This is a genomic window from Catenovulum agarivorans DS-2, from assembly GCF_000568405.1.
Classification (GTDB): Bacteria; Pseudomonadota; Gammaproteobacteria; order Enterobacterales; family Alteromonadaceae; genus Catenovulum; species Catenovulum agarivorans_A.
On sequence record NZ_ARZY01000040.1, the window covers coordinates 22,882 to 39,857 of the forward strand.

Below are 16,976 nucleotides of genomic sequence, written 5' to 3' on the forward strand. Positions count from 1 at the left end.
GGAATAATGGCAATTAAAGATGTTTTAGTCCCAGATGTGGGCGGTGATGAAGTTGAAGTAATCGAGCTATGTGTCGCTGCTGGCGATACTGTTGAAGCTGAAGATTCACTTATCACAGTTGAAAGTGATAAGGCTTCAATGGACATTCCAGCTCCTTTCGCTGGTACCGTTAAAGAAATAAAAGTAGCTGTTGGTGATAAAGTATCTGAAGGTACTTTAATCGTAACGGTTGAAGATGCATCTGGCGCTGAAGCGCCAGCTGCTGAAGAAGCTCCGGCCGCTGCTGTAGAAGCAGCACCAGCTCCGGCACCAGCGGCAGCTTCTGCAACAATTGAAGTAACAGTTCCAGATATTGGTGGCGACACTGATGTTGATGTTATTGAAGTATTAGTTGCTGTTGGTGATCAAGTATCTGCTGAAGATGGCTTAATTACATTAGAAACTGATAAAGCGACTATGGATGTTCCATGTCCAGCTGATGGTGTAGTTAAAGAGCTTAAAATTGCAGTGGGTGACAAAGCTTCTGAAGGTACATTAGTTTGTATCCTTGAGACTGCTGGCGGTGCGACTGAAGCACCAGCTGCACCTGCACCAGCACCAGCAGCTAATCCTGCGCCAGCACCTGTTGCAGCTGCAAGCGAACTTAAAGAAATCAAAGTACCGGATATCGGTGGAGACACTGATGTAGACGTTATTGAAATCTTAGTTGCAGTAGGTGATGAGATTGAACAAGAAGCTGGCTTAATTACTTTAGAAACTGACAAAGCAACTATGGACGTACCAGCGCCAGTTGCCGGCACAGTTAAAGAAATTAAAGTAGCTGTTGGTGATAAAGTTTCTGAAGGCAGCTTAATTGTAGTTGTTGAAACTAAAGGAGCAGCTCCGGCAACTCCAGCTCCAGCAGCGAGTGCGCCAGCACCTGCTCCGGCAGCCGCTCCTGCACCAGCTAAAGCGGCTCCAGCAGCTAATGTAGAGCCAGCTAAACCAAGCAAAAACGTACATGCTTCTCCATCTGTTCGCCGTGTTGCGCGCGAATTTGGTGTTGATTTAAGCCTAGTACCAGCGACAGGTCGCAAAGGCCGTATTCTTAAAGAAGACGTACAAAACTGGGTTAAAGCTGAGTTAGCCAAGCCAAAATCGGCAGCTGGTGCATCTGGTCCGTTGCCTGAAAATGTGCTTGAGATCGTTCCGGTTAAGCCAGTCGACCACAGCAAGTTCGGTGAAATTGAAGTTAAAGAGTTAGGCCGTATCCAGAAGATCTCTGGTCCTTTCTTACACCGCAACTGGGCAACTATTCCGCATGTTACTCAATTCGACGAAGCTGATATCACAGAGCTAGAAGCATTCCGTAAAGAACAAAATGCCTTCCATGCTAAAAAACAAACTGGCTTGAAGATAACGCCACTTGTGTTTGTTATGAAAGCAGTGGCTAAAGCATTGGAGAAGTTCCCTAACTTCAATTCTTCATTATCTGAAGACGGTAACAGCTTAATCCTTAAAAAGTTCATCAATATTGGTATTGCGGTCGCAACGCCTGGTGGCTTAGTTGTTCCAGTAATCAAAGATGTGAATAAAAAAGGCATCGAAGAATTATCTGAAGAGTTAATTGTTACTTCTAAGAAAGCGCGTGACGGCAAGTTAAAAGCAGCTGACATGCAAGGCGGTACTTTTACTATTTCTAGCTTAGGCGGTATCGGTGGTACTGCATTTACACCAATCGTGAATGCTCCTGAAGTTGGTATTTTAGGTGTTTCTAAGTCTGACTATAAACCTAAGTGGAATGGTAAAGAATTCGAACCGCGCTTAATGGTTCCGTTAAGTTTATCTTATGATCACCGTGTAATTGATGGTGCAGAGGGTGCGGCATTCTCAACTGAAATTGCACAAAACTTAACAGACTTACGTCGTTTAGTACTTTAATGCAGAAGCGGTAATACTTAGGTATTACCGTTTTTGGTTTAACAATGTAATGAATTGAATAATCGTTTTTATCCGTGTTTATAAAAACGATCACAAACAGAATAATTTGAGGTCCGTAATGAGCGATATCAAAACTCAAGTAGTCGTATTAGGTAGTGGCCCTGGTGGTTACTCAGCAGCGTTCCGTGCAGCCGATTTAGGTCTAGAAGTCACTTTAATTGAGCGCTACAACGAGCTAGGTGGCGTATGTTTGAATGTTGGTTGTATCCCTTCAAAAGCATTATTACACGTAACTAAACACTTAGTTGATGCGCAGAATATGGCGCATGAAGGTGTTACTTTTGCTAAGCCAGAAATTGACTTAGACAAAATGCGAGAGCACAAAGATAAAGTAATTGGCCAGTTATCTGGTGGTGTTGCTGGCATGGCAAAAATGCGTAAAGTTAAGGTTGTTAACGGTTATGGTAAATTTACTAGCCCTAACAGCATTGCAGTAGAAGCTGAAGACGGTTCAGTGACAACAGTGAACTTTGACAATGCTATTATCGCTGCTGGTTCGCGCCCTGTTAAATTACCATTTATTCCGCACGACGATCCGCGTGTATGGGATTCTACAGACGCATTAGCAATGCCATTTTTACCAAGCAACATGCTTATCTTAGGTGGTGGTATTATCGGCTTAGAAATGGGGTCAGTTTATAGTGCATTAGGTGCTAAAATTGATGTAGTTGAGTTTATGGATCAACTTATCCCAGCAGCAGACAAAGATATCATTAAAACTTTCACTAAATCTATCAGCAAAAAGTTCAACAATATCATGTTGGAAACTAAAGTTACTGCGGTAGAAGCGAAAGAAGATGGAATTTATGTAACATTTGAAGGCAAAGCAGCGCCTGCTGAGCCAGTAAAATATGATGCGGTACTAGTTGCTGTCGGTCGTGCACCAAATGGTTTATTGCTTGATGCAGAAAAAGCGGGTGTTAATGTAACTGATCGTGGTTTCATTGAAGTAGACAACCAGCTTAAAACTAACGTACCACACATTTATGCAATTGGTGATATTGTTGGTCAACCTATGCTTGCGCACAAAGCGGTCCACGAAGCACACGTTGCTGCTGAAGTGATTGCTGGTCAAAAACATGTATTTGATCCTAAAGTTATTCCTTCAATTGCCTATACTGATCCTGAAGTTGCATTTGCCGGTGTGACTGAAAAAGAAGCTAAAGAGAAAGGTATTGCATACGAAACCGCAGTATTCCCTTGGGCTGCGTCGGGTCGAGCGATTGCACAAAATGCGCAAGACGGTTTCACTAAGTTAATCTTCGAAAAAGACACTCACAGATTAATTGGTGGTGGTATCGTTGGTAGCAATGCAGGTGAACTTTTAGGTGAAATCTGTTTAGGTATTGAAATGGGCTGTGATGCAGAAGACATTGCATTGACCATTCATGCTCACCCAACGTTACACGAATCAGTTGGCTTAGCGGCTGAAGTATATGAAGGTTCAGTAACTGATATCCCAAACAAAAAAGCGAAGAAAAAGTAATTTAACCGCTTATTTATTCGTTAGAAAAAACACCTGCTTCGGCAGGTGTTTTTGTTTGTACTTAACCTAAACTTAACTCTTAGCTTGTTAACATCATTTCAAGATTAATTTTAGGTTTAAGACAATGAAAGTTTTTAAATTATTTGTTTATCTTTACGTTAGCTTAGCCTCCAGTTGCTTATATGCGCTAGAGTACCAACAGCATCAATTTAAACAAAAGCAATTAGTGATCACCACAGACCAAGGTGATGTAACGGTTCGTTTTTTCAACCCGTTTTCGGTTGAAGTCCAGTATATGGCCGAGAGCCATTCTCAACAATCTTTTAGCTTGCCAGAGACACAAACGGCCAAACAAGGTCAGGTCACTGCAACAAAAAACCAGTTAACTTATCGTTTGAGTGACTTGTCTGTTGTGGTTCAGAAAAAGCCATTTAATCTATCTTTCTATTATGAAAATAGACTATTAACCGCTGAAGTAGAGCAAGTAAAACCCAGTCAATCTCAAGTGCAATTTGCGTTTACCCTGAGCGAAAATGAAATACTTGCAGGTGCAGGAGAACGTGTTTTGGGGATGAATCGGCGTGGTCATCAGTTGCCTCTATACAATAAAGCACATTATGGATATGGCACTTACTCAGAGCAGATGAATTACAGCATTCCTGGAGTGTTATCTAGCCAGGGTTATATGCTGATGTTTGATAATCCGGCTAAAGGTTCCATTGATATTGGAAAAAAGAAACAAAACCAGTTGCAGTTTTCTGCAGTATCGGGTCGTGCGAGTTATTATTTAGTGGTCGGTGATAACCCACAAGATATAGTTGAAAACTATGTGCAACTGACTGGTACACAACCTATGCCGCCACGTTGGGCTCTGGGCTACTTAGCTTCGCGTTTCGGCTACCACAACGAGCAGGAAGCGCGTTTAGTTGTTGAAAAATTTACCCAAGCAGGTATTCCTTTAGATGGTATTATTTTTGACTTGTTTTGGTTTGGCAAGGATGTTCAAGGACATATGGGGAATTTAGTTTGGGATAAACAAGCCTTTCCTAATCCAAAAAAAATGATAAGTGATTTTAAACAACAAGGTGTAAACACTGTTCTGATCACCGAGCCGTTTATTTTAACAACATCAAAACAGTGGCAGAGCGCTGTCGACAACCAAGTGTTAGCGACTAATTCAGCTGAAGAGCCTTACACGTATGATTTTTATTTTGGCCATACAGGGTTAATCGATATTTTTAACCCTAAAGCACAAGATTGGTTTTGGCAGTACTACCAACGGCAGATGGAATTAGGTGTTGAAGGCTGGTGGGGAGATTTAGGCGAACCAGAAGTGCACCCTGATGACATTATTCATAGCGCTGGAAGAGGCGATCATATACATAATGCTTATGGCCATGTGTGGGCTAAAACTGTTTTTGAAAAACAACGTAAAAACTTCCCAAATAAACGTCCGTTTATTTTAATGCGTTCTGGCTTTGCTGGCTCGCAACGTTATGGGCTAATTCCTTGGACAGGTGATGTCAGTCGTTCATGGGATGGGTTAAAGCCTCAAGTAGAGTTAAGTTTGCAAATGAGTTTGTTTGGCTTGGCGTATACCCATTCGGATTTAGGTGGCTTTGCTGGTAATAACTGGGATGCAGAAATGTATATTCGCTGGTTGCAGTATGGTGTTTTCCAACCAATTTATCGTCCACATGCTCAAGAAGATGTTGCGCCGGAGCCGGTGTTTCATGATGCAAAAACCAAACGCATCGCTAAACATTTTATCAACTTGCGCTATCAGTTAATGCCTTACTTGTACACTATGGTGTTCGACAACAATGTTAAAGGAACACCTTTAATGCGGCCTTTGTCTTTTGCTGAACCCGACAATCTGGACTATTGGTTGAGCTCAAATGAATACTTGTGGGGGGATGCAATGTTAGTCGCTCCAGTGGTAAACCCTGGCGTTAAACTCAAAACGGTCAACTTACCTAATGGTGTTTGGTATGACTTCTGGTCTGACAAAAAAATAATAGGTGGCAAGACGGTTCAAATTCCCACTAGCATTGAAAGTATTCCCGTGTTTGTTAAAGGCGGACACTTTATACCAATGAAAGCTACTGCGACCAATGCACAAAAATATGACAGTCGCTCATTACAGCTTCATTATTATCTCGCAGCTAAAGAAGGCCAGTACTTAGGCAAAATGTACCATGATGACGGCTCGACGGTAAATGCATACGAGCACCAGCGATATGAGTTGTTGAACTTTGTTGCAGATGAAGGCAAAAATCAGTTAGTGATAGAAATCAAACGTGAGATAGGTGAAAAATATCAAATGCAGTCTGCTGAGCGTCATATTGATTTGTGGCTACATGGCGTTGAGCAGGTAACCGATGTCATTCTTAATCATCAGCAAAATGTTGATTTTGTGTTTAATGCGACTAATCAAACTCTGTTAATTAAATTAGAGCCGGCGCAACAAGATTTACACATAAAAATCAACCAAAAATAAAAAAAGCTAAATATTCAACATCTGAACTGTGGGTATTGCAAAATAATATTGTGATATGCCCACAGTAAGTTTGTTTTGTTCATTATGTCTCTGTTATACTTCGCTCCCGTCTGTATTGTCTATAATTCTTTCGTTTCAAATTCAGGTTCCACATGACAACTAGATATATTTTTGTAACTGGCGGGGTGGTTTCATCACTCGGTAAAGGTATTGCTGCGGCATCATTAGCGGCGATTCTTGAGGCGCGTGGCTTAAAAGTCACAATCATGAAATTAGACCCTTATATTAACGTAGATCCAGGAACCATGAGTCCTATTCAGCATGGTGAGGTATTTGTTACCGAAGATGGTGCTGAAACTGATTTAGATTTGGGTCACTACGAAAGATTTATTCGTACCAAAATGACTAAGGGTAACAACTTTACTCAAGGTCGTGTCTACCAAGATGTAATTGCGCGCGAGCGTAAAGGCGAATACTTAGGTGCAACCATCCAAGTTATTCCACATATCACCAATGAGATTAAACGTAGAGTTGTAGATGGTGCCAAAGGAGCTGATATCGCATTAGTTGAAATTGGCGGCACAGTGGGTGATATCGAATCACAACCATTCTTAGAAGCGATTCGCCAATTAGGCACTGAAATTGGTCGTGAGCATGCAATGTTTATGCACCTAACGCTTGTACCTTATATGAAAGCGTCGGGAGAAGTTAAAACTAAACCAACCCAACATTCAGTTAAAGAATTACGTTCCATTGGTATTCAACCAGACATTTTGATTTGTCGTTCTGAAAATACCATTCCAGCAAACGAACGTAAAAAGATTTCATTATTTACCAATGTAGAAGAAAAAGCGGTTATTTCATTAAAAGATGTTGATAGCATTTACCGTATTCCAGCATTGTTAAAGTCACAAGGCTTAGATGAATTAATTACTCGTCGATTCCATATCGATTGCCCAGAAGCAGACTTAACCGAATGGGAGCAAGTTCTGTATGAAGAATCCAATCCTATGGGTGAAGTCACTATAGGTATGGTGGGTAAATATGTTGAATTGGCTGATGCTTATAAGTCAGTGAATGAGGCATTAAAACACGCAGGGTTGAAAAACCGTTTAACTGTGAATATTCAATATATTGATTCTCAAGACTTGGAATCTAAAGGTATTGAAAAGCTTACCTCGTTGGATGCAATATTGGTACCTGGTGGCTTTGGCGAACGTGGGACTAACGGTAAAATGTTGGCCGCTCAATACGCACGTGAAAACAATATTCCATATTTGGGCATTTGTTTAGGTATGCAAATGGCATTAATTGAATTTGCACGCAATGTAGCAAATTTAGATGCAGCGAATAGCACAGAGTTTGATTCTGAAACGCCGCATCCAGTAGTTGGTTTAATCATAGAGTGGTTAAATTCAGAAGGTGATGTAGAAACTCGTGACCGTCAATCCGATTTGGGCGGCACTATGCGTTTAGGTAGTCAGCTATGCCACTTAAAAGCAGGCTCAAAAGCGGCAGACACCTATGGTTCAACGGAAATTTATGAGCGTCACCGTCATAGATACGAAGTAAACAATCATTATATTGAACAGTTAGAGAAAGCAGGCCTTGTATTCTCTGGACTATCAGCAGATAGAAAACTGGTTGAAGTAATCGAATTGCCAAATCACCCATGGTTTGTAGCAGCTCAGTTCCATCCAGAATTTACATCGACACCACGCGATGGCCATCCTTTATTTAAAGGGTTTGTTGCAGCAGCGTACGAGTGTCAAAAGCAAGACAAATAAACAAAATCACACCGCAGGGAAAGCAGCCCTGCGAAAGTAATTTAAAGAGGACTAAAAATGGCGACTATTGCAAAAATTATCGGCCGCGAAATTATCGATTCACGTGGTAACCCAACTGTAGAAGCAGATGTATATTTAGAAAGTGGTGCGTTTGGTCGCGCTGCAGCTCCATCAGGTGCGTCAACTGGTACGCGTGAAGCATTAGAGTTACGTGATGGCGACAAAGCACGTTTCTTAGGTAAAGGCGTATTAAAAGCAGTAGCTAATATTAATGATGTCATCGCACCTGCATTAATTGGCAAAGATGCTTTAGATCAAAAAGCGGTAGACGCATTGATGATCGAATTAGACGGTACTGAAAACAAAGATAAATTAGGTGCAAATGCAATTTTGGCCGTATCTTTAGCAGTGGCGAAAGCAGCAGCTGCTGAAAAGGGTGTAGCTTTATACGAGCACATCGCTGACTTAAATGGTACTTCTGGTCAGTACAGCATGCCAGTTCCTATGATGAACATCATCAATGGTGGTGAGCACGCAGACAACAATGTTGATATCCAAGAATTTATGGTTCAACCTGTTGGCGCTAAGTCTTTCCGCCAAGCTATCCAAATGGGTGCTGAAATCTTCCACAACTTGAAAAAAGTATTAAACGCAAAAGGCTACAATACTGCAGTTGGTGATGAAGGTGGTTTTGCTCCAGATCTTAAATCAAATGCTGAAGCATTAGCAGTAATCGTTGAAGCTGTTGAAAAAGCTGGCTATAAAATGAACGAAGAAGTTACTTTGGCATTAGACTGTGCTGCTTCTGAATTCTACGCTGACGGCAAATACAACTTAAAAGGTGATGGCAAATCATTCACCTCAGAAGAGTTTGCTGATTATTTAGGTGACTTAGTTGCTCAATATCCAATTGTTTCTATCGAAGACGGCTTAGATGAAAGTGACTGGGATGGTTGGAAAGTATTAACTGAAAAATTAGGCTCTAAAGTTCAGTTAGTTGGTGACGATTTATTTGTAACTAACACTAAAATCTTGAAAAAAGGTATCGAGAAAAGCATCGGTAACTCTATCTTAATCAAGTTCAACCAAATCGGTTCTTTAACTGAAACTTTAGAAGCTATCAAACTTGCTAAAGATGCTGGCTTCACTGCAGTTATCTCTCACCGTTCTGGCGAAACTGAAGATGCTACTATTGCTGACTTAGCAGTTGGTACAGCTGCAGGCCAAATCAAAACAGGTTCAATGAGCCGTTCTGATCGTGTTGCTAAGTACAACCAATTGTTGCGTATCGAAGAAGTATTAGCAGAAAAAGCTGTTTATAACGGTCGTTCTGAAATCAAAGGTCAAGCATAATTGCTAACTCGCTAGTTTTTCTGGCGATAATTTGATAATACTATGGTGTTTTAATTGAAATTCAGTTAAAACACCTTTTTTTTATCTGGAGTATTTGGTTTTGGTCGACTTTTTTGCACAACAACAAGATTTTGCCCAGGATAGCAAACGCTTGCTTGCCTATGCGCAGTTGTGTAATGTGTTTTACGAACGAGAACTGAAGCTCTTAGCTGAATTTGATCTTGAACCTCCGCGCTTAAGTAAACGATTGGCTGCGTTGCCTTTTTATATTAAACGCGCCGCTGAATCTTTATTGTCTTTAGAAAACCCACTGCAGTTAGACACACAAAATGGCACATGGTCAGGCAAACAAAAACGCCGTAACCCAGCAGAAAAACTAACTGACGAGCAAATTGCCACTTGGTTAGATAGATATGCACAGATAGGTTTAATTGTGCCTGTTTTGATCAATGATAATGGGATCACCTGGTATAGGCTAGATTGTATTGATGCCATCAGTGAAGGAAAATTGCGTTTGAATGAACATGGCTGGTTTGGTTTAGATGGTGCATGCATAGATAACCCGAATAAACGCATTGTTAAAGCGAATAAAGAAACCATGACTGCTGCATGTTGTGGCCATTCTTGGATTGGTGGAGATATTACCTTTCCACGCACTTTAACTTTAAGAGAATTGCTGCTGTCTAGCACGATAAACTGGGCAAACTTGCACAAGCCATTAAAAATCCCTCATTAGCCTATGAAATTATTTCGGAACGTACTTATTGTGATTCTCATCTTGCTCCAATACCGGTTGTGGTTTGGTGATAACGCATATTCCGAATATCAAACCCTAAACAATAAGGTTAGGCAATTAGAAAGTGCTAATGACGAACTTAGACTGCGTAATAAAATTATGTTGGCGGATATTGAAGATTTAAAATCTGGTTTAGAAGCAATCGAAGAAAAGGCCAGAAACGAACTCGGCTTGATTAAACAAAACGAAGTATTCTACCGTATAGTTCCAACTCATGAATAAATGTAACTCTATTGCCGTTATCATTCCTGCCGCGGGTGTCGGTAAGAGAATGCTTTCATCTACACCCAAACAATACTTAAAAATTCAGGGAAAAACCGTCCTGCAGCACACAGTTGAGCGATTTTGCTCATTGAGCTTTGTCGCGAAAATCGTTATCGCAGTTAGTGAAAATGACGGGTATATACAAGACCTTTTACCCAAGCTATCAAGCAAGGTAACTTTGGCTATTGGCGGTAAAGAGCGGGCGGATTCGGTTTTGGCTGCGTTAAAAGCATTGGATAACTTTAAATATCCTTGGGTAATGGTTCACGACGCCGCACGACCATGTGTTTTAAAGTCCGACATTAACAAACTATTTGAGCAAGTGAAGCGAACACAACGAGGTGCCATTTTGGGTGCACCAGTTCGTGATACGATGAAACGCAGCGATAAATATAATCAAATCAAACATACTGTTGAGCGCGAATATTTATGGCACGCTTACACGCCACAGATGTTTCAAACTGAATTGCTGGCTCAAGCTATTGATTGCCATTTAGCCAACCAGCAAGTTATCACCGATGAAGCATCAGCAATGGAACTCGCGGGTTATCCCGTGCAGCTAGTCGAGGGATCGGACACCAATATCAAAATTACACGGCCGCAAGATTTAACCCTTGCTCAAATCTACTTAGAGAATTCAAACAATGAAAATTAGAATAGGGCACGGCTTTGATGTGCACAAATTTGCTGGTTCAGGCCCCATTGTTTTATGTGGGGTGAAAATTCCTTACGAGCAGGGCTTTTTGGCTCATTCCGATGGGGATGTAGCTTTGCATGCATTATGTGATGCAGTGCTTGGGGCACTGGCTTTAGGTGACATTGGAAACCACTTTCCAGATACCGCTGATGAATACGAAAATATTGATAGCCGAATTTTATTAAGACATGTTATTGATTTGATGGCGCAAAAAAACTACCAATTAGGCAATGCCGACATTACGATTATTGCCCAGGCACCTAAAATAGCACCGCACCTACTTCAGATGCGCCAGATTATTGCTGACGATTTTCAATGTGATATTGAACAAATAAATGTTAAAGCAACAACAACCGAAAAGTTGGGTTTTACAGGCCGAAAAGAAGGTATTGCCGTCGAAGCTGTTGTACTGTTAGAGGAAATCGTATGAAATTAGCCTATTTACATGGCATACCACAGGCGAAGGGCTCAATCCGCAACAACAACGCGGATTTTTTCGTGGAAGAAGTTATGCATTTTGACCTAGACGGACAAGGTGAACATTTGTGGCTATGGATTGAAAAAGATGGTCAGAATACTCAATACGTTGCTAAACAACTAGCCAAGATATTTGGCATCGCCGCTCGGTTAGTATCTACGTCTGGGATGAAAGACAGACATGCAATTACTCGTCAATGGTTTTGTCTACCTTGGCCTATTAAAAAAGATATTCCTGTTATACAAGTGCCCGGTGCAAAAGTATTGGAACAGCGGCGTCATGGTAAAAAACTTAAAATCGGCACTCACAAAACTAATCGATTTAAAATTAGAGTTAGATTATCCGATTATGTCGAAGATGAATTAGAAACTCGCTTACAAAAAATCAAAGCGCTGGGGGTTGCTAACTATTTTGGTGAACAAAGGTTTGGTAAATACGGTGATAACGTTGAACAAGCATGCAAAATGTTTAGCGGTGAAATTAATGTTCGTGATCGGAAACTTAAAGGCCTGTATCTATCCGCAGCACGTTCAGAGTTGTTTAATCAAATACTAAATCACCGAATAGAGCACAACCTATTTAAGCCCATCAATGGTGATGCATTTGTGCTTAATGGCAGCCATTCATATTTTGTCGAATCGCAGATACAACCGCAAACACTAGATCGTTTTGCTCAAGGAGACATCTTGCTGTCGGGGGCAATGTTCGGAGACGGAGAGCCAATTGTGCAAGGTGAAGCAGCCGACATTGAAAATAATGTATTGTCACAATATCCGCAATTAACAGATGGGTTGATAGCTGAAAATTTAAAACAAGATCGACGTGCGCTGCAATTACCGATTGAGCAGTTGTCTTGGACTTTCGAACAACAAGATACAGATGCATATTTGTCATTAAATTTTCTTTTGCCTGCTGGCTGTTTTGCTACGTCAGTTTTGCGCGAAATTGTTCAATACGAAGATGAGAGTAAAAAGAATGCGAATACTACTGAGCAACGATGATGGTGTGTTTGCAGAAGGTCTGCGGACACTTTACCAAGCCTTATCTCTACAGAATGAAGTAACTGTTATCGCACCGGACAGAAATTGTAGTGGCGCCAGCAATAGTCTGACTTTAAGTAACCCGTTGAGAGTCACTCAGCATGACAATGGGTTTTACTCTGTAAATGGCACACCAACAGACTGTGTACATATTGGCATAAACCAATTGTGTAAACAGAAACCTGATATTGTTGTATCGGGCATTAATCACGGAGCAAATTTGGGTGATGATGTGATTTATTCGGGCACGGTTGCGGCTGCGACGGAGGGACGACATATGGGATTACCAGCAGTTGCCGTATCTTTGGTCGACTATAAAAACGCACGCAATTTTGAAGACGCAGCCCAAATGGCGTCGAAAATAATTAGCCAATTAGATTCGCACCCGTTGGCCAATGATCAAATTTTAAATATCAATGTGCCTCCTTTGGGTAAGCATGATATAAAAGGCATACAAACAACACGTTGTGGCAGGCGCCATCAAGCTGAAACTATGGTAAAAACTCTTGATCCATTTGGACGCGATATATATTGGTATGGTCCTGTCGGGGGGATTAAAGACTCAACGGAAGGAACAGATTTTGCAGCGATCTCCAATGGGTTTGTGTCAGTTACACCACTAACGGTTGATATGACAGCATATAAATCAATAAAACAGTTAGAGCACTGGCTAGCTGAAATAGAAATTTGATAGAATTTTTTTAATCTTAATGTAGTGTTTAATATTCATGTCGGTAAGTTTAAATCTAGCTCGTAGCGGGGAGCGTCTCGCGCAATTACTTGTACAAGAAGGCATTAAAGATCAACGTGTATTAGAAGCTATTGCACGAGTGCCTCGTCATGCGTTTGTTCAACCAGCTTTAATCCACAAAGCATATGAAAATACCGCTTTACCTATTGGTAAAGGGCAAACTATTTCTCAACCTGCGATTGTGGCCAGAATGACAGAAATTATCTTGGCAGCAAACTCAAAGGTTGAAAATGTACTGGAAATCGGTACGGGTTGTGGTTATCAAACTGCCGTATTGGCTCAACTGGTCAATAAGGTCTTTTCTGTTGAACGGATAGCGTCTTTGCAATTTCAGGCAAGAAGGCTAATGCGTCAACTTGACCTGCACAACATTAGTTTAAAGCACGGTGACGGTTGGAAAGGGTGGTCTAGTAAAGCACCATTTGATGCCATTATCGTTACGGCAGCAGCTGCTTCAATGCCACAAAAACTTAAAGAACAGTTAAAAGTAGGTGGTGTTATGGTGATCCCGATAGGCATTGAAGAACAAAGGTTAAAGATAGTCACTCGTACGGAAGAAGGCTTTGAAATTAAAGATATTGCTAATGTTAAATTTGTACCTCTAATTGCTGGTGATATTGAATAAACAAGGAAAATAATATGGGGACTCCTTCAAAGAGAGCCAAAAAAGACTATGCGCTATTAACATTTAAAGGAATGGCTATGGGGGCAGCAGATGTTGTTCCTGGCGTTTCAGGCGGCACGATAGCATTTATTAGTGGGATATATGACGAGCTTATCGGCTCGATACAAAAAATAGGTCCTCATGCAGTAAAACTACTGTTTAAACAAGGGGTGCCTGCTGCATGGCACTATATTAATGGCTGGTTTTTATTAGCTGTGTTTGGTGGGATCTTGTTAAGTTTAAAAACCTTCGCAGCGCTGATTACTCTAGCGTTAGATTCTCAACCTTTGCTGGTTTGGGGCTTTTTTTCCGGTTTAATAGCTGCGTCAATCTACCTACTAATGTCTAGATTAGGCTCACATCGTTGGCAAAACTATTTAAGTTTATTGATTGGTGCACTGTTTGTCTATGCTATTTCAATCGCTTCGCCCGCACAATTACCAGACGATAATTGGGTATTGTTTTTAGGCGGCTTTGTTGCAATTTGCGCAATGATTCTCCCCGGTATTTCAGGTAGTTTTATTTTGTTGTTGGTGGGGTTGTATCCAGTTTTTTTAAATGCAATTAATACGGTAGACATTGCCGCGCTGGCCAGCTTTGGAAGTGGTTGTGTTGCAGGTCTATTGGTGTTTTCCCGCTTTTTATCATGGTTGTTGAGTCGCTTTCACGATATCACAATTGCAATGCTGATCGGATTTTTGATTGGGTCATTAAACGTAACTTGGCCTTGGAAAGAAGTTGTTACTACCTACACCAACAGGCATGGGGAAGAAGTTCCTTTGTTGCAACAGAATGTGCTGCCAAGCACATTTTCATCCATTGCTGATCAAGATAGTCAGGTGTTCTTGGTTGCAGCGTTTGCTTTACTTGGTTTAAGTTTGGTTGTCGTTTTAGAACGTTGGGCCAGCAAATTAAAATAGGCGAGTGGTATTTTACCAGAATGAGGATTACAACTGCGCCCAACAGCATTATTGTCATACTTGCATGTTTATGTATAGTGGCTTGTGCGCAACGTTCTGGACCAGCCCCTGTAGACTCTGTCTATCGGGGTAAAAGTATATTTGACTTTGAACCCAACAGTTTAAATCAGTCATCTTATACTGTTGTTAGGGGGGATACTTTATACAGTATTGCGTTTAGAGCAGGAGTTGACTTTAAATCGCTTGCTGTGCAAAACAACATATCAGCCCCTTATGCAATTTATCCAGGGCAAACACTTATACTTAGAAAATCGCACGATCAAAAAAGATCTAAAAAAACAAAATCTTCAAAACAAAATGTTATAAGCAAAGCTGAAAAAAAGGTTGCAACTGCTAAAGAGCAGGAGTACCTTAAACGTGGTAAACAGAATGTTACAAAAGTTAAAAATCCGATAGGATTTGATCTAGGTAGCTGGCGGTGGCCTGCAAGAGGAAAGATTATTGCTCGGTTCTCAAATGCTGAGTTGGGTAATAAAGGCTTAGAAATTGCAGGCAAAAGGGGAGATCCCATATATGCAGCAAACTCCGGAAAGGTAGTTTATGCGGGAAGAGCACTGCGAGGCTATGGTAATCTGATTATCATCAAACATTCTGATGACTATTTAAGTGCATATGCACACAATCAGGTCATAAGAGTGAAAGAACAGGATTGGATTACAGTAGGTCAACACATTGCTGATATGGGTGATACTGACACGGATGAAGTCAAATTGCGCTTCGAAGTGCGATTTAGGGGAAGTACCGTGGACCCTGAGAAATTTTTACCAAAAAAATGACAAAGGGTACTTAAAGGACTGAACTAGTTGCTGTGACTAATTAACCAGGAGATGAAATATGGGCCAGGTAAAAAGCGCGAACTCAAAGCAAGCCGTAGAAGCAAACGTAAATGTTGAAGATGACATTGTTATAGAAGATGCAGAAAATACTACAGATGACAATTCAACAGATGATGTCATCACCTCTGAAGATCTAAATAAAAACCTAGATGCAACCCAATTATATTTAGGTGAGATTGGTTTTTCCCCACTATTAACCGCTGAAGAAGAAGTATACTTCGCCCGTAAAGCTTTACGTGGATGTGAAGCTTCTAGAAAACGCATGATTGAAAGTAATTTGCGTTTGGTCGTGAAAATCGCTAGACGATACAACAATCGAGGATTGGCTTTATTAGATCTAATCGAAGAAGGCAATTTAGGTTTGATCAGGGCTGTCGAAAAATTTGACCCTGAAAGAGGTTTTAGATTTTCAACCTACGCAACTTGGTGGATACGCCAAACCATTGAACGTGCGATTATGAACCAAACGCGAACCATTCGTTTGCCGATACATGTGGTTAAAGAGCTAAACGTATATTTGCGTACTGCGCGAGAATTAGCACAGCAGCTAGACCATGAGCCAACGGCAGAAGAAATCGCATCAAAATTGGATAAGCCTGTTTCTGAAGTTAGCAAGATGCTACGGTTAAATGAGAAAATTAGTTCCGTAGATACACCTATGGGTGGTGATTCTGATAAAGGGTTATTGGATATCTTGTCTGATGATAGATATGAAGGTCCAGAAGAAACGATTCAAGACAATGATATAAAGAGTAATATTGTTCATTGGCTTGAAGAGCTAAATCCTAAACAGCGTGAAGTATTGGCTAGACGCTTTGGCTTACTCGGATATGAAGCATCTACTTTAGAAGATGTTGGTAAAGAAATAGGATTAACCAGAGAGAGAGTCCGACAAATTCAAGTGGAAGCATTACGTCGATTGAAGGACATATTGTCCCATCAAGGTCTTTCGATGGAATCTTTGTTTCAAATGTAATCCTGGCCACAATGACATCAAGGCTGCATACGCAGCCTTTTTTGTATGTACGATAAAACATATTCTAAACTCAATTCGTTTTTGATTAAGAACCCCGACTAAAACAGTACTAGTAATTATTGGCTAAGCTTGTTTAGCTAATACAAAAGTGGCAATTTGTGGACATTTGCGTATTAAAAATAGCCGTTTCGTACGTTAAATGACCGAACAGTAAAAAAACTTAAATAATTCTCAAAAACGTGTTGACGCCTAATTAAATCTCCCTATAATGCGCCCCCACAACGCAGCGACGCGGTGAAGTTCAACTCCTCCAAATCCTGCCAGCTTGAATCAAAAACTTGTTTTAAAAACTTATCTAAAAAGCTTTAAAATAAAGGGTTGACAAGCG

The 16,976-nt window shown here is 40.8% G+C and carries 15 protein-coding genes; all 15 read left to right on the forward strand.

Annotated elements, in window-relative coordinates; translation table 11 throughout:
• Window positions 1-3: 3 nt before the first annotated feature.
• Complete coding sequence (gene aceF / locus DS2_RS16330) at window positions 4-1,920, forward strand: pyruvate dehydrogenase complex dihydrolipoyllysine-residue acetyltransferase (RefSeq protein WP_152537635.1); 1,917 nt, start codon at window positions 4-6, stop codon at window positions 1,918-1,920.
• A 118-nt stretch (window positions 1,921-2,038) separates the two neighbouring features.
• Window positions 2,039-3,466, forward strand: a complete 1,428-nt coding sequence (gene lpdA, locus DS2_RS16335; RefSeq protein ID WP_035015967.1) for a dihydrolipoyl dehydrogenase — start codon at window positions 2,039-2,041, stop codon at window positions 3,464-3,466.
• A gap of 124 nt (window positions 3,467-3,590) precedes the next feature.
• A complete protein-coding gene (locus DS2_RS16340; protein WP_035015968.1) occupies window positions 3,591-5,966 on the forward strand; it encodes a TIM-barrel domain-containing protein in 2,376 nt (791 codons plus the stop codon).
• A 152-nt stretch (window positions 5,967-6,118) separates the two neighbouring features.
• Window positions 6,119-7,753 (forward strand): CTP synthase, encoded by a 1,635-nt coding sequence (locus tag DS2_RS16345; protein ID WP_035015969.1) that lies wholly within the window; start codon window positions 6,119-6,121, stop codon window positions 7,751-7,753.
• Between the two features lie 57 nt (window positions 7,754-7,810).
• The gene (gene eno, locus DS2_RS16350) at window positions 7,811-9,106 is read left to right on the forward strand and encodes a phosphopyruvate hydratase (protein ID WP_035015970.1); all 1,296 of its coding nucleotides are present in this window, start codon (window positions 7,811-7,813) and stop codon (window positions 9,104-9,106) included.
• A 100-nt stretch (window positions 9,107-9,206) separates the two neighbouring features.
• Complete coding sequence (locus tag DS2_RS16355) at window positions 9,207-9,842, forward strand: hypothetical protein (protein ID WP_035015985.1); 636 nt, start codon at window positions 9,207-9,209, stop codon at window positions 9,840-9,842.
• A 3-nt stretch (window positions 9,843-9,845) separates the two neighbouring features.
• Window positions 9,846-10,124 carry a cell division protein FtsB gene (gene ftsB / locus DS2_RS16360; RefSeq protein ID WP_035015971.1) on the forward strand — a complete coding sequence of 93 codons (279 nt, stop codon included), beginning with the start codon at window positions 9,846-9,848 and terminating at the stop codon, window positions 10,122-10,124.
• Window positions 10,117-10,821, forward strand: a complete 705-nt coding sequence (gene ispD / locus DS2_RS16365; protein ID WP_035015973.1) for a 2-C-methyl-D-erythritol 4-phosphate cytidylyltransferase — start codon at window positions 10,117-10,119, stop codon at window positions 10,819-10,821. Before ftsB ends, ispD begins: the two co-directional genes overlap by 8 nt.
• A complete protein-coding gene (gene ispF / locus DS2_RS16370) occupies window positions 10,817-11,293 on the forward strand; it encodes a 2-C-methyl-D-erythritol 2,4-cyclodiphosphate synthase (protein WP_035015987.1) in 477 nt (158 codons plus the stop codon). The genes ispD and ispF overlap by 5 nt, the downstream gene beginning before the upstream one ends.
• Window positions 11,290-12,342, forward strand: a complete 1,053-nt coding sequence (gene truD / locus DS2_RS16375) for a tRNA pseudouridine(13) synthase TruD (protein ID WP_035015974.1) — start codon at window positions 11,290-11,292, stop codon at window positions 12,340-12,342. Before ispF ends, truD begins: the two co-directional genes overlap by 4 nt.
• Window positions 12,317-13,072: a 5'/3'-nucleotidase SurE gene (surE, locus tag DS2_RS16380; protein ID WP_035015976.1), complete on the forward strand. Its 756-nt coding sequence runs from the start codon at window positions 12,317-12,319 to the stop codon at window positions 13,070-13,072. The genes truD and surE overlap by 26 nt, the downstream gene beginning before the upstream one ends.
• A 37-nt stretch (window positions 13,073-13,109) precedes the next feature.
• The gene (locus DS2_RS16385) at window positions 13,110-13,757 is read left to right on the forward strand and encodes a protein-L-isoaspartate(D-aspartate) O-methyltransferase (protein ID WP_035015977.1); all 648 of its coding nucleotides are present in this window, start codon (window positions 13,110-13,112) and stop codon (window positions 13,755-13,757) included.
• A 14-nt stretch (window positions 13,758-13,771) separates the two neighbouring features.
• On the forward strand, window positions 13,772-14,716 hold the full coding sequence (locus tag DS2_RS16390; protein WP_035015978.1) for a DUF368 domain-containing protein: 945 nt from the start codon (window positions 13,772-13,774) through the stop codon (window positions 14,714-14,716).
• A 20-nt stretch (window positions 14,717-14,736) separates the two neighbouring features.
• Complete coding sequence (locus tag DS2_RS16395) at window positions 14,737-15,552, forward strand: peptidoglycan DD-metalloendopeptidase family protein (protein ID WP_035015979.1); 816 nt, start codon at window positions 14,737-14,739, stop codon at window positions 15,550-15,552.
• 58 nt (window positions 15,553-15,610) lie between these two features.
• Window positions 15,611-16,588, forward strand: a complete 978-nt coding sequence (rpoS, locus tag DS2_RS16400; protein WP_035015980.1) for an RNA polymerase sigma factor RpoS — start codon at window positions 15,611-15,613, stop codon at window positions 16,586-16,588.
• Window positions 16,589-16,976: the final 388 nt, after the last annotated feature.

Bases quoted from the DNA above. Each gene is read 5' to 3' on its own strand.
- DS2_RS16385 (WP_035015977.1), top strand. From the start codon at position 13,110: ATGTCGGTAAGTTTAAATCTAGCTCGTAGCGGGGAGCGTCTCGCGCAA.
- surE (WP_035015976.1), top strand. From the start codon at position 12,317: ATGCGAATACTACTGAGCAACGATGATGGTGTGTTTGCAGAAGGTCTG.
- truD (WP_035015974.1), top strand. From the start codon at position 11,290: ATGAAATTAGCCTATTTACATGGCATACCACAGGCGAAGGGCTCAATC.
- ftsB (WP_035015971.1), top strand. From the start codon at position 9,846: ATGAAATTATTTCGGAACGTACTTATTGTGATTCTCATCTTGCTCCAA.
- rpoS (WP_035015980.1), top strand. From the start codon at position 15,611: ATGGGCCAGGTAAAAAGCGCGAACTCAAAGCAAGCCGTAGAAGCAAAC.
- ispD (WP_035015973.1), top strand. From the start codon at position 10,117: ATGAATAAATGTAACTCTATTGCCGTTATCATTCCTGCCGCGGGTGTC.
- DS2_RS16340 (WP_035015968.1), top strand. From the start codon at position 3,591: ATGAAAGTTTTTAAATTATTTGTTTATCTTTACGTTAGCTTAGCCTCC.
- DS2_RS16395 (WP_035015979.1), top strand. From the start codon at position 14,737: ATGAGGATTACAACTGCGCCCAACAGCATTATTGTCATACTTGCATGT.
- DS2_RS16390 (WP_035015978.1), top strand. From the start codon at position 13,772: ATGGGGACTCCTTCAAAGAGAGCCAAAAAAGACTATGCGCTATTAACA.
- DS2_RS16345 (WP_035015969.1), top strand. From the start codon at position 6,119: ATGACAACTAGATATATTTTTGTAACTGGCGGGGTGGTTTCATCACTC.
- lpdA (WP_035015967.1), top strand. From the start codon at position 2,039: ATGAGCGATATCAAAACTCAAGTAGTCGTATTAGGTAGTGGCCCTGGT.
- eno (WP_035015970.1), top strand. From the start codon at position 7,811: ATGGCGACTATTGCAAAAATTATCGGCCGCGAAATTATCGATTCACGT.